This window comes from Pseudomonas sp. FP597 (assembly GCF_030687435.1).
Lineage (GTDB): Bacteria > Pseudomonadota > Gammaproteobacteria > Pseudomonadales > Pseudomonadaceae > Aquipseudomonas > Aquipseudomonas lactucae.
In genome coordinates, this window is the sequence record NZ_CP117432.1 from 205,010 (window position 1) to 217,756 (window position 12,747).

Below are 12,747 nucleotides of genomic sequence, written 5' to 3' on the forward strand. Positions count from 1 at the left end.
TCCCCTTTTTTCGCAAGTTCCCATTGATGTTCTCTATGACGGCGGCGCGTATCGTATTCGCGCAGCGACGCAATTTTTGGAGAATCTGACATTTCGGGAGGAGATCAGCAGTGATGCCGTTGTGCTACATGATTTCACGCTGTTGCTGGCTATCCCGCTGCGGGATGGGTGTGATCTGCTGGATGTTATTGGACAGAAATTAAACTCGAAAATCTAAAGCAGAATCCGGGCAGTTAAACCATAACTGCCCGGTCGATATATAAAACCATTTTATTAAAGAACCATAAAAGCAGAATCTTCCCAACAACTCTACCAGGCCCAGTCAAAACAGCCCTACACCGACCATCTTGACCAAAAAAACAATCAAATCACCAAGCTTTTTAGTCGATCACCCGCACTGAGGAGCTCGTCGGCAGATAGCGGATTATAACTAATCACAATCAAGATTCCATCTTCAAGCTCACGCACTTCTTCTACATAACCACTTATTAAATCAACAAGTTCACGAGGTCCCTTTCCAAAAGCACGAAAACACAATTCCTTATCGAAATAATTCGCTGCATTTATACGTAAAACGCCATCCCTACCATTGACGTCTTTCTTTGTAGCTTCACAAGCTTCTACCACTAAAGGCCAATCGCTTCTCGTAACACTCCAATCATGCAAAGCCGAGCGATAGGAACCAAACGCCTTAATATATCTAGGAAAAACAACTTTCAACAAATCTGAATAGTCGACTTTTGAAGCAGTAAATTCAATAAATAGAGTATCATCAAACTGCGCATCATCTTCCAGATACTTCTGATCTCGCAGAGCGTATGAAATACGACCTTTAACGCCGACTGGAAGTAGCTTATCTAATGACACCGAGGTCACCAACTCGCTTCCAATAGGGGGAATTTTAAGGGAATCGTTCAAACCCCATGGAACGCCCAAATCGCTTACAGCTCTCAAAAAATTATTATGCCTCTCTTCGATAGACTCTGAAAAATTAGGTCTATGTCGAAATTCAAGCTTATATTTAGTCATTAAGGTGCCACCCTTACAGAAATATTTCTGATATTTTGCTCAACAAGGATATCTGTTGCCCTATCAGCTGCTTTTTTGATTGGGAAATTCAAAAACCGCCTTAACTCCCGGATTCTGCTTTAGCGCTGCCGATACTCGCTGAACGCTCTGTATCTGTTTATCAAATGTAGTTAGCGCCGTTTTTCGATCAATCAAGGTGATACCGTTAATATCCTCTATGCCGTCAAACTTCACAAAATTGTTGCCGTTCGGATTTGGATTGTCAAATCTAATTGCAGGGACTGCTTTACGCTGCGATAGAACATCGGAAAATGCCCCTGTTGTACCCGCTTCGAACTTAACGAACGGTTTAGCAAAGTCTCCTTGAGGTTCCTGGACGAAAATCAGACCTCTGTTTTCGCCATCTAATTTCCACGCATCCCTTATAGTCAAAACGTCGACCTTGGAAAGGTCCAACCCACTTCGATTAGGAGCCGGAAGTTCTTTCGTCGCCGCTGCGCTGGACGCTTCTCCAGCTAATTTTCCACTAAAAAATTCTGGCCACCCATCAGCGCTCCGACCAACCGATTTACCGCCTTAAGCTGAAAAGTGTTCGCGCAGACGGTAAAGCCGAAGGCGAGACCCTGCTGGTTACACCGGGTCACCCGTTCTACGTACCGGCCAAGCGCGACTTCATACCGGTTATCGATCTTAAACCGGGAGATCTGCTGCAATCCCTGGCCGATGGCGATACCGACAACACGTCGTCTGAAGTGGAGTCGCTGGAGCTTTACTTGCCAGTGGGCCAGACCTTCAACCTGACAGTGGATGTGGGGCACACGTTCTACGTTGGGGATTTGAAGACGTGGGTGCACAATACGGGGCCGTGTTGGTTGCCGGAGGGGTATTTTGGTGCAGAAGCGATTGGTGGTGCAAAGGAGGTAGCAGGTACAGCTTCGGCAGGTGGGACGAAAGTTAGCCTAGAGACTAATATTGCTCCCGAAATAAAACTGCATTCAGACGGGAGCTATCGAACCCCTGACGGAAAATTTTCAAGCCCGACTGGTGTATCTCCTCCGGGAACAGTCAAGGCAAATGAATTTGCTGAACATTTAGAATCAAATGGAATGGAAGTTGTGGGAACTGAGATGGTTGTTAAAGGGCCTCTCGGTGATCGTAGGTATGACATTGTGGTACGTGACACAAACGGAAAATTGCACGGTCTTGAAGTGAAAAGCGGAACCGCTAGCAAGACTAGCTATCAAGAATTTACCGATTATTTTGTTAATAAGTTTGGGGCGCAAGGGAAAGGAGGGCTAAATGGCCAAGTCATCGAAAGCGCTACAACAGTCTATGTCCCGTGACGGTGGTAAGTATGAAGCTAGAAGCTGAAAATAGTCCTGTAATAGATGATGTTAATCAGGCGCAGCTTATAAAAGCGCTGAAGAAATTAAAAAGCTACGGCCCTAGTTCGTTCGCATGCATGACTGATGATGACGGTAACTACGTTCAAGTGGCTGGAGGCAGATTTACTTGTTTTATTGAAAGATATGACGCTAAAAGTAAAAAGCTGTTTAGAGGTTATCATTCAAATTCCAGCACGAACTTTGAAGATGGAACCTTGTTGTCGTTTAGTGCGGGGCGGGTTCCATTAAAAAAAGATGAGTGGTTTAATATTGATGATGTGATTGAGGTTTTTTCCCTGTTTAATAAGAATCAGGTTTTACCAGAAAGTATTTGCTGGCGCGAGATAAACGTTTTGAATCAGGGCGGCAGTTGAGGGAACGACGGTCAGCCTACGATTTTATTAACGGGTAGGTATTTTATAGGAAAAGGACGGAAAAGGTGACTGGAAAAGGGAAAATGGGACGGATTTGAATGGCACTTACTTAACAGGTAACCCTCTGATCCTGCTGAAAAAATAGCAGTAAAGGGGACTGATTTGTTTAGGCGTGGTGTTGGTTGGTAAGTCATTAAATAAATCTGTTCCTTTTGTAGTCGTCCCTTTTGTAGTCATATTGCGATTTAATCACTGGGGGGAAATATGAACCAGAAATCAGGCGTCGAAAGTAAACACTGGATAGTTAAGCTGCGCTTGCCCGGCTAATCATGCCTGGCTATCCTGCTGCGCTCCAAATATCTTTCTCGCAAGGAAGTCCCAAATGCGCCTGCTCTTAGCCGTCTTGCTCCCGCCTGCGTTACTCGCCGGGTGCGCCGGCATTCCCTACGAAAAACCCGAAGATCGTGCGGCCATTCAGAAAGACCTAGCGGTGAAACCAGAAGATGTTGTCACGATGACCCAGGTGGCGTGGTGCGCCCACCCATACGGTGACATAACCCCCTGTCAGTTGCAGGATGCACTGGCCGTGCAGACCCGCACAAAGCTGATTCTTGCCAGTTACAGCAATAAGCACTACAGGCCGGTCTTGCAGCCCCAGGCAAGCGAAGTCATGTGCGCCCACGCACAGGCATCCCTCGACACAGCGCCGAACTTCTACATGTTTACCAAAGACTACGCCCTGCAAATATGGCCGATTACCCCCGACGCAAAACCGGACTTACTGAAGAAGAAACTCATGCTGGATGCAATGACGCAGGGTAAAAAAACCTTCGTCGGCCCCCAAGGTAACTTCGTGGAGAACACCGGGCGGTACAATTATGGCGGGGGTTATATTGCTAACACTACTATTCCCTATGCGACGAGGACGAAGGTACTGCAGTTGGTTAATCCTTGTGGGGGTCGGGAGTAGAGTGATAAATGGGACGGATTTATTTAGTTGATTTATTTGGTTGTACTGCTCACGCACAAAGCGGGCGACACTACGGCCGCCCGGCTTTCACTCAGGACGGATCAGCATTAAGCCTACGACTGATAACATCCAGCAAATCACACCCATCGCGCAGCGGAATGGCCAGCAAATGGGCGAAGTCTGAAAGCACTACGGCATCGCTGCTGAGCTGTTCTCGGAAGGCTAGGTTTTCTAGCAACTGGGTGACGACCTGAATACGGTGCACGGCGGCGTCGTGAAGGACGTCGAGGGGCGCCTGGGTGTCGATGAGCAGGGCGGGGATGGTGCAGTCGTGGCCGGTTAGGGGCATGTATCGATTCATAGTTAACACTCTGTTTTGGTGGTCGAGGCCACCACGCAATCGTCGCCAAACGAATGGGTGGCAGCTGTACGCAGGTTGGCGAACCGGCAACAGAGTAAACCGGCAGACCCGAAGGTCTCCCGCGCACAGCCGCCATAACAAGCACAGCTTTGCGGGTGCAAAAACACCTGCATGAAAGCGGATTGCTTTTGCACTCTGTTGTCAGGTCGCCAAACCTGATCGCCATAGGGACGACGGCCGGACTATAAGCCCCGCACCCAAAACCGCGCAAGGCATCAGAGTGATGGCACAATGCCTCATGTTCTGCCATCCCTTGCCGAAACACTGGCGATGCCCAAACGCGTCACCAAAGTACCCCGGCCTTCGCCGGTGTTTTCAAACCGCTGCACCGCTACCCACAAGGAAGAAATACATGATCAAGTTGTTCTGCAAAGCCGCTGTTGTTCTGTCCCTGGCCACGCTGTTTGGCTGTTCTTCGACGCCGTCGGTGGAGAAAATGCAGGCTGACGTGGCGAGCTATTCGTTGCCCAAGGCTGCCGTGGCCGATAAGGGCCTGGTTTACGTCGTTCGTCCTAGCAACGTTGGGATGCTGGTACGGTTCAACGTGTTCCTGGATGACAAGGAAGCCAACTCGGAGATGGGTTACAACCGCGGTAACCAGTACATCTATTTTTTCGTGACGCCGGGCAAGCACGTGATCAGCTCCAAGGCTGAAAACTGGGCGGACATGCCAATCGACGTCAAGGCCGGTCAGGTGGTTTACCTCAAGCAGGAAGTCGAAATGGGTTTCGCCGTGGCGCGCAACAGCCTCAAAATGCTGAGCGATCTGGAAGGCCGTTATCTGGTCAAGGATGCTTCTCTGGGTACCATTGCCAAAGAAAGCAAATGAGCTAACCCCTTGGGTGCCGGCCGGGCCGAGGCTCTGCCGGCAGTTGCTGTTCAACTGCAAACATTAAAGGACTGATGTGAAAAACTTCCTCTTCATCCTCCTCACCACCCTCATCCTCGGCGGTTGCGTCAGCCACCCCCTGACGCCCGAAAACCGCGCGCAGATCAAGACCGTCAAAGTCCTGCCCGTGAAGTGGGAAAAGAACATGGTGTACTTCGGCCGTGAGCAAGCCTGGGGCGCGGCCCTGGGGGCCGGGCTTGGTGCGGGTGTCGGCATGGCCAGCGGTGCCTCCAAGGTCGGCACCGCGGCGTTGAGCGGCGCGGGGTTCGCGGCCGGCATGAAGGTCGGGCAGTTGGCCGAGATGCCGACACCCGTGGCGATTTTGACGGTGATGGAGGCGGAAAAAATCGACGTAGGCGTGTTGCTCAAACAGGGCTTTATCGATGCGCTGGGCAAGGCTTCAACGCTCAAGGTGGTCGGTGACGACGAGCCCGCCGATGCGCAGATCCAACTGACCGTGGCCGAGTGGGGCTTTCGCCTGACTCAGGGCTTCAGCAGTGTGATTTACCCCACCCTCAACGTGGTGGCGCAGATGAACCGCGGCGATGAAATGATCTGGCGCACCAGCGAGGCGGTCACGCCGTTCAATGGTCAGAATGTCTACGGCTACACGCCGCTCACCTACCGCACAGACCCCGAGGCCTTGCGTCGGGCGCTCACCGGGATCACGCAGATTTCCGGGCGTTATCTGGTGCAAGAGCTGAAGTAGGCATTCGCCGGATAAAAAGGACCTTCCATGAAACCCGCAAAACTCTCCCTCCAGGCCTTCCTGATGGCTTGCCTCATCCCCGGCTGGGGCCTGGTGTATGTGGGCCGCCTGCAGTGGGGCATGCGGGTCGCCGCGTTGTTGCTCGGCGGGGTCGCGCTGATGGGCGCCTTGGGGTGGATCACCACACCGCTTGGGCTGTATGCCTTCTTCGCGTTCGTCATCACGGTCAAGCTGACCTCCGCCATCGTGTCCGCCGTATTGGCGCGTCGCTACAGCGGCGCGCCCAATGTGCCGCGTAAACGTGTTCATGCTCTGTACGTCGGCGGGGTGCTGGTCCTGGTGCTGATGCTGGATGTCTTTCGGGTGCCGTTGCTGGGCTTCAAGAACTATTACATTCCGTCGGGCTCGATGGTGCCGACGCTGTCCATTGGCGACTACATCGTCGCCGACCTGCAAGCCGGCGCGCCGCAGGTCGGGGATATGGTGGTGTATCGCTGGAATGGCACCGAAGCGGTCAAACGGGTGGCGGGTGTGGCAGGGGATACGTTAGCCATCGTGAACGGTGAGCTGATCCATAACGGTGAAAACCTCGGGCTGTTTCACGCACCGGCCGACCGGGTGCAAGGGCCGCAATCGCAGGCAATGGCGCCGATCAAGGTCGAGCCGGGTCATGTCTTTTTACTGGGCGACAATCGCAACAACAGCAACGACAGCCGCTTCATGGGCCAGGTCGCGGTGGAGGACGTGGTGGGCAAGGTCACCGGCATCTGGTTCTCGAACGAGCGCGCGCGCATTGGGACGACTTTTCCATGAAGCTTTCGAGCCTGGGTTGCCGGGTGGGCAACGCTGCGGTTCATGGCCGGCCAGCTTCTTTTACCTCGTCACCCTGTGACCGACTGCACAACTTTCCTACACAATCCTGAACCTTTTCGTACATTCAGAGGTCTTTACCGCGCCTACCCGCACGCGGTCGGCTGCATGGACTGCAGCGTTTTCAAAGACATTAAGGATTGATGTGAGCTTTTTCCCCCTTTATTCCCTTTTTCGCCACTGCCTTGTGCGGTGCGAAGGTGCGCGCCCGCGCATTCGGCAAACGCGCCGAGGGCATGCATTCGGGACCTTTGATCCCTTCGTTCGATACACCTACTGCCGCCGGGCCTGTTGGCGGCTTTGACCTGTAGTTCATGGAGTTTGAAATGAAGCGTAAGCCGTTCCAGAAAAGTCTGTTGGCAATCATGGTTGGCGCAATCAGCACGCAGGTGCTGGCGGTGGAAGTTGACCTTGGCGCAGGCAAGACCCAGTTTGTCAGCGAGAGCTACAACGAGTCGCTTATCCTCACCGGGCAGACCACGCAGATCACCACGCCGACCAATTCGCCCCCGGCCGGGCTGGGTGTCGCCGATACTCATATCCAGGGTTCGTTGATCAATCGCGCAGATATCACGGTGGAGTCACAAGGCAACACTGTTCGTGCAATCGCTATCGACCCGATGTTCTGGACGGGCCCCGCCAATTTGAACCCCGGCACTATCACGGGAGATGTGATTCAGGCGGGCAACGTTCTGATGCGCAACGGCGGCTATGAAGGGCTTGAGATCGGCGCCACGACCATTGGCGGCAGTGTTATCAACTCCGGCACTATCCGCTCGACGCCTCCGACGGGAACCGTGACGACCCCCGGCTACCTGGGCGGCGGTGAAGGCATTTATCTGCATGGCACGACCATCGCGGGTGATGTTTCAAACACGGGTGTGATCGATATGGCAGGCCCGGATGCGATTGGTTTGATCCTGGACGTCAACGGCGGCACGCCAACTACTATCGGCGGTAAGCTGCTCAATTCGGGTTCGATTACCGCCACGGGTGAAGGCGCCTGGGGCATTGAAGTGGAAACCGATACCAGCCCGCTGCGTATCGAAAACAGCGGCTTGATTTCTGCCAATGGCAATGACGCCAAGGGTATGTTTTTTTATAACGGCACCATCGATTACATCCTCAACACCGGCACGCTTGAGGCCAAGGGCACCAACGCCAATGCTTTCGAGTTTCTGGAGGCAACCTTTGCCCAGAACAGTGCCAGCGGTTCGCGCGGCATCATCAACCGTGGCACGATCACCGCCGATGGCACGGCGATTCTGGTCGGCCCCGATCAAACGTCGTCGTTCGAAATCAACCAGCAAGCCGGCGAAATCCGCAGCAATTCCGGCACGGCCATCGACGCCAATAACCTCGCCACCCTGAACTGGACCGGCGGCCAAATCACCGGCGACCTGCTCAACCTCAATGCGGTCAACGTCGCAGGCCAGGCCAATTTCACCGGCAGCCGCATCATCGCACCGGTGTCGGTCAACGCGGGCTCGCTGAACCTGTCGGCGCCTGGCACCGCCATCACCGGCAACCTCAACGTTGCCAGCGGCGCCGGCATCGATATGCACTTGTCCGACAGCGTCGTGCCGACCACGCCGTACCTGACCGTCAACGGCACCGCCAACTTCGCCCAAGCGTCGAAGCTGACGGTCAGCGCCAACCCGGGCGATTTCGCCAGCACCAACGACGGCACCCAGTACACCCTGTTGCAAGCCACCAGCGTGCAGAACAACGGGTTGTCCGTGACCAGCGCTTCATCGCTGCTGGACGTGCTCAGCTACTCGGCCGATGCGCAAACGGTCAAGGCCGTGGTAGCGGTTAAAAATGACCAACAGGTTCAGCAGGACCTGGCAGGCGTGGGCGCCGGCGCAGCCTCGGCCTTGGCCGTCAACCGCTTCAAGAACGGCGTGTTGAGCACCCTCAGCCAGGACGATCAAGTCTTCCAGGCCCTGGCCAACGCCGGCACCGCGCAGCAACTGGCGCAGATCGGCGACCAGCTCAAGCCGGACGTCAACCGTGGCGCCCTCGATGTGGCATTGTCGGGGCAGTCCGTGGTTAACGGCGCGATCTTCAATCGCCTCACCGACCAGCGTGAAAGCCATCAGGTTGGCGGCGTGTGGGTGCAGGGCCTGAGCAGCAACATGGACCAGGACGGTCGTGGCGGCAACAACGGTTACTCGGCCAACAGCAGCGGCATGGCGGTGGGTGTGGACGGTCGTTTGAACGACACCACCACCTTGGGCGTGGCCTACAGCTACCTCAATTCCAACATCCATTCCGACCTGGGCAACAAGACCGACGTCGAAGGGCACGCGCTGTCGCTGTACGGTAACGTTGCCCTGCAAAACTGGTTCGTCGACGGCAGCCTCAGCTATGGCCACAACGAAAACGACAGCAAGCGCCACATCGCTGGCACCACGGCCAAAGGCAGCTACGACAGTAACGTGTTGTCGGCCAGCGTGATCGGTGGTTACAGCTTCAAGCCGTCCCAAGCCGTGGTGATCGAGCCGCGTGTGGCCGCGCGTTATTCCAATGTGCGCATGGATGGCTACGACGAGAAAGGTTCTTCGGCCGCCCTGAGCACGCGTTCGCAGCGCTATGAAGTGGGCGAGTTGGGCGCGGGCGTGCGTCTGGCCGGCAACCTGCCGATGGGCGCCGGCCGCTTGCAGCCGGAAGCGACGTTGATGGCCTATCACGACCTGATGGGTGACCGCGTGGCGCAAACCTCCAGCTTCGTAGCGGGCGGTTCGGCGTTTACCGTGACCGGTGCATCGGTGGCGCGTGACAGCTACGAGGCCAGCGTGGGCGTGAACTACAACGTGTCGGACTTCACCGTCGGCGCCAGCTACACCCGCCAGGCTCGCAGTGGTTTCGACGCCGATGGCGTAATGCTCAAAGCGCGCTACGCGTTCTAAACCGCCGCTTAGCGGCGCCTGCGCTGCAAGGATTACTCGCCCGGACCTGGTCAAGTAATCCTGGCTTGCGCCGATTGGCCAGGTTACCGCGCGGCTCTCACGCCGGGCGGTACTTGGCCACCTTTTACATCAGAGGTTTATCGCGATGAGTTCACCAGCCACCACAGCGGACACTTACAACCGGGCCAGCCGTGTCAATCGGCTCCTTGCCTTCAGCATCGATATGGCCGTGGTTGTGTTCATCTTACTGTTGAAATATGTCCTGGTTTGGGTCGGCATGCGTTACTACGATGTGCTGGGGCCGATGCTTCTGCAGGTCGTTCACTCCGGGTTAACGCTGCTGGCTTTCGGGTACTTTTTGTTTTGCGACGCTTTGCCCAAGGGTCAAAGCCTTGGTAAACGCTTGTGTCGTATAACGGTTGTGGGTTTTCCGTATCCCACGATCTGTACGATTCCCCAGTCGTTTTTGCGCAACGCATGCAAGCTGTTGTTCAGTCCGCTGGATGGATTTTTGGTGCTGTTCGGGCTGCGTCGTCGCCTGGGCGATATGTTGGCCAAGACGATTGTGGTCAAGGCTTGAGCAGCAAGCTCCCTTGTCACATTGAGTAACGTGCACCACCGCACACCAACCGACGAAACACCTTGAGAACCGCTCTCAACCCCGTAAAATGCCGCGATTGTTTAAAGCACGATACTTTTCAGGGACGAATTCAGACATGCGCGCATTTGCCGTATTCCTCGCCGTCTGCCTACTGGCGGGCTGCGCCTCCAAGCCGGATTACTACATTTCTCCGGCGCCTGTGACCATTCCCAAGACCGCCACTTACTGGCTCGACACCTTTGACGTCGAAGTAGTCGGCAAAAACGAACGCTTCTTGCCCGATGACAAGGTTCGCCAGCAACTGGGCGTCGATCTGGTCGACCGTCTGCTCAAGGCCAAGCGCTACGCCACCAGCAAAGACAAAGCCGATTACCTGTTGGATGTGAACGTGGTCTACACCCGTCGCATTCAAGACTCCAAGGGCGGCTTCATCACCAACATTGTGGATGACAACACCATCCTCGCCAGTGTCGACTTCAACTACCAGGTAAAGGTCAAGAAGGCCGGTGCCGAGGTGCTGCATTTTTCCCAGGTGCGCGAGGGGCTGATGCCGCGCGGATACGTGGGTGACTGGCAGAACATGAAGACCATGGCCGGGGTGCTGACCAATACGGGTAACTCCAGCGTCGAGACGTTCTACACCGGTTTATTGAGCCGTTTCATTGTCGATGACCTGCGCGATATTCCGTCCCGCTAGTGTTTTCGGCTGCACCCGATTTCCCACTTAGGAGCACCTTGTGAAAATACTCTCCAAAATCCTGCTGTCGGGCCTCACCGGCGCAGCACTGCTGAGCGTGGCCGGTTGCGCCACCGAGAGCAATCGCGCGATGCCGGTGGAGCAAGTCGCCAGCGCCAACGTCGCTTACTCCGGCGTGCGCGTGCCGATTGCCGTGGGCAAGTTCGACAACCGCTCCAGCTACATGCGTGGCATCTTCTCCGACGGCGTCGACCGCCTCGGCGGCCAGGCCAAGACCATCCTCATCACCCACCTTCAGCAGACCAACCGCTTCAGCGTGCTGGACCGCGACAACATGGGCGAAATCTCCCAGGAAGCCGCGATCAAAGGCACTGCGCAGAAGCTCAAGGGCGCGGACTACGTAGTGACTGGCGACGTGACCGAGTTCGGTCGCAAGGAAACCGGCGACCGCCAGCTGTTCGGCATTCTCGGCCGTGGCAAGACCCAGGTGGCCTACGCCAAAGTGGCGTTGAACATCGTCAACATCAGCACCTCCGAAGTGGTGGATTCCACCCAGGGCGCCGGTGAGTACGCGCTGTCCAACCGTGAAGTGGTCGGCTTCGGCGGCACCGCCAGCTACGACTCCACCCTCAATGGCAAGGTGTTGGACCTGGCCATGCGCGAAGCGATCAACCGTCTGGTCGATGGTATCAACGCCGGTGCCTGGAACCCGCGCAACTGATCAGCAACCCTTAAAGGAGCAGTACACGGATGAGCAAGGCAGTGAAGTTAGCGCTGATGCTGACAGCAATCGCGGCGGTCGCCGGGTGCCAGACGGCGCCCCCACCCCTGTATCAATGGGAAAGCTACCAGCCGCAGGTTTACGAGTACTTCAAGGGCGAGCCCAAGGAAGCGCAGGTCGAGGCGCTGGAGCGTGATCTGCAAAAGATCAACGCCAGTGGCCGCAAGGCGCCGCCGGGCTACCACGCCCACCTGGGCATGCTGTACCTGAGCATGGGCAAGGACGACCAGATGGTGCAGGAATTTCGCACCGAGAAGGCCCTGTTCCCTGAGTCCGCCGCGTACATGGACTTTCTGCTGAAAAACGCCAAGACCGGAGTGGCTACCAAATGAGCCTGTTGAAACTCACTGGCGCCCTGCTGGCCCTGGCTTTGCTCGGCGGTTGCGCGGCACCCAAGACCATTGATTACACGGCGTACAAACAGGCGCGACCGAAGTCGATCCTGGTGCTGCCGCCGATCAACGAATCGCCGGAAGTACAGGCCTCGTACAGCCTGGTCTCGCAAGTGACCTACCCGTTGGCCGAAGCCGGTTACTACGTGATGCCGATCGCCCTGGTGGACGAAACCTTCCGCCAGAACGGTCTCACCACCGCCAACGACATCCAGGGCCTGCCGCCGACCAAGCTGCATGAGATCTTCGGCGCGGACGCGGCGTTGTACATCACCGTCAGCGAGTACGGCACCAAGTATATGCTGATCTCCAGCGACACCGCCGTGACCGCCTCGGCCAAACTGGTCGACCTGCGCACCGGCACCACGTTGTGGACCGGCTCGGCACGGGCGTCCAGCGAAGAGGGCAACAACAACAGCGGCGGCCTGGTGGGCATGCTGATCACCGCAGCGGTCAAGCAGGTGATCAACAGCTCCACCGATGCGGCGCACCCGATTGCCGGTATCACCAGTGCTCGGTTGCTGTCGGCGGGGCAGCGCACCGGGATCCTGTACGGCCCGCGCAACCCCAAGTACGGCACGGACTGATCCCGGTTCCGAAAACACCACAGCCCCTCCCACCATTGATCTGTGGTGTTATCTGAATTCGGGTTAACCCGAATATCCCGCACCTTGCGTCTGACCTTGTGAACGGATCATTCATTCACGAGGTTCAGTC

General features: G+C 55.9%; 16 protein-coding genes. 13 read left to right on the forward strand and 3 right to left on the reverse strand.

Translation table 11 applies throughout. The features are described 5' to 3' along the window. Positions 1-22: 22 nt before the first annotated feature. Positions 23-217: a hypothetical protein gene (locus tag PSH66_RS00900; RefSeq protein WP_370694836.1), complete on the forward strand. Its 195-nt coding sequence runs from the start codon at positions 23-25 to the stop codon at positions 215-217. 146 nt (positions 218-363) lie between these two features. On the opposite strand, the gene PSH66_RS00905 is transcribed toward PSH66_RS00900, so the two are convergent. Both PSH66_RS00905 and PSH66_RS00910 read right to left on the reverse strand, forming a co-directional pair. Next, entirely contained in the window at positions 364-1,029 is a 666-nt protein-coding gene (locus tag PSH66_RS00905; RefSeq protein WP_305428201.1) for a hypothetical protein, read from the reverse strand. 63 nt (positions 1,030-1,092) lie between these two features. After that, positions 1,093-1,485 (reverse strand): hypothetical protein, encoded by a 393-nt coding sequence (locus PSH66_RS00910; protein WP_305428202.1) that lies wholly within the window; start codon positions 1,483-1,485, stop codon positions 1,093-1,095. 323 nt (positions 1,486-1,808) lie between these two features. Between PSH66_RS00910 and PSH66_RS00915 the strand changes: the two genes are divergently transcribed. From PSH66_RS00915 to PSH66_RS00925, 3 genes are all read left to right on the forward strand, one after another. Continuing rightward, positions 1,809-2,372 (forward strand): hypothetical protein, encoded by a 564-nt coding sequence (locus PSH66_RS00915; protein WP_305428203.1) that lies wholly within the window; start codon positions 1,809-1,811, stop codon positions 2,370-2,372. Between the two features lie 11 nt (positions 2,373-2,383). Next, positions 2,384-2,788 carry a hypothetical protein gene (locus PSH66_RS00920; RefSeq protein ID WP_305428204.1) on the forward strand — a complete coding sequence of 135 codons (405 nt, stop codon included), beginning with the start codon at positions 2,384-2,386 and terminating at the stop codon, positions 2,786-2,788. A gap of 382 nt (positions 2,789-3,170) precedes the next feature. Further along, positions 3,171-3,758, forward strand: a complete 588-nt coding sequence (locus PSH66_RS00925; protein ID WP_305428205.1) for a hypothetical protein — start codon at positions 3,171-3,173, stop codon at positions 3,756-3,758. Positions 3,759-3,849: 91 nt separating this feature from the next. Here the strand turns inward: PSH66_RS00925 and PSH66_RS00930 are convergent, their stop codons facing one another. Beyond that, on the reverse strand, positions 3,850-4,107 hold the full coding sequence (locus tag PSH66_RS00930) for a hypothetical protein (protein WP_078822827.1): 258 nt from the start codon (positions 4,105-4,107) through the stop codon (positions 3,850-3,852). Positions 4,108-4,615: 508 nt separating this feature from the next. Between PSH66_RS00930 and PSH66_RS00935 the strand changes: the two genes are divergently transcribed. The 9 genes from PSH66_RS00935 (at position 4,616) to PSH66_RS00975 (ending at position 12,617) form a co-directional block, all read left to right on the forward strand. After that, entirely contained in the window at positions 4,616-5,008 is a 393-nt protein-coding gene (locus PSH66_RS00935; RefSeq protein ID WP_176156587.1) for a DUF2846 domain-containing protein, read from the forward strand. A gap of 76 nt (positions 5,009-5,084) precedes the next feature. Then, positions 5,085-5,777, forward strand: coding sequence for a hypothetical protein (locus tag PSH66_RS00940; protein WP_305428206.1), 693 nt, complete (start codon positions 5,085-5,087; stop codon positions 5,775-5,777). 27 nt (positions 5,778-5,804) lie between these two features. Next, on the forward strand, positions 5,805-6,590 hold the full coding sequence (lepB, locus tag PSH66_RS00945; protein ID WP_305428207.1) for a signal peptidase I: 786 nt from the start codon (positions 5,805-5,807) through the stop codon (positions 6,588-6,590). A 383-nt stretch (positions 6,591-6,973) separates the two neighbouring features. Further along, complete coding sequence (locus PSH66_RS00950; RefSeq protein ID WP_305428208.1) at positions 6,974-9,559, forward strand: autotransporter outer membrane beta-barrel domain-containing protein; 2,586 nt, start codon at positions 6,974-6,976, stop codon at positions 9,557-9,559. Positions 9,560-9,704: 145 nt separating this feature from the next. Beyond that, positions 9,705-10,139 (forward strand): RDD family protein, encoded by a 435-nt coding sequence (locus PSH66_RS00955; RefSeq protein WP_141064897.1) that lies wholly within the window; start codon positions 9,705-9,707, stop codon positions 10,137-10,139. 136 nt (positions 10,140-10,275) lie between these two features. Next, the gene (locus PSH66_RS00960) at positions 10,276-10,857 is read left to right on the forward strand and encodes a hypothetical protein (protein WP_141064896.1); all 582 of its coding nucleotides are present in this window, start codon (positions 10,276-10,278) and stop codon (positions 10,855-10,857) included. A gap of 40 nt (positions 10,858-10,897) precedes the next feature. Then, complete coding sequence (locus PSH66_RS00965; protein ID WP_305428209.1) at positions 10,898-11,578, forward strand: CsgG/HfaB family protein; 681 nt, start codon at positions 10,898-10,900, stop codon at positions 11,576-11,578. A gap of 29 nt (positions 11,579-11,607) precedes the next feature. Then, positions 11,608-11,970 carry a DUF4810 domain-containing protein gene (locus tag PSH66_RS00970; protein WP_003170917.1) on the forward strand — a complete coding sequence of 121 codons (363 nt, stop codon included), beginning with the start codon at positions 11,608-11,610 and terminating at the stop codon, positions 11,968-11,970. Continuing rightward, a complete protein-coding gene (locus PSH66_RS00975) occupies positions 11,967-12,617 on the forward strand; it encodes a DUF799 domain-containing protein (RefSeq protein ID WP_305428210.1) in 651 nt (216 codons plus the stop codon). Before PSH66_RS00970 ends, PSH66_RS00975 begins: the two co-directional genes overlap by 4 nt. Positions 12,618-12,747: the final 130 nt, after the last annotated feature.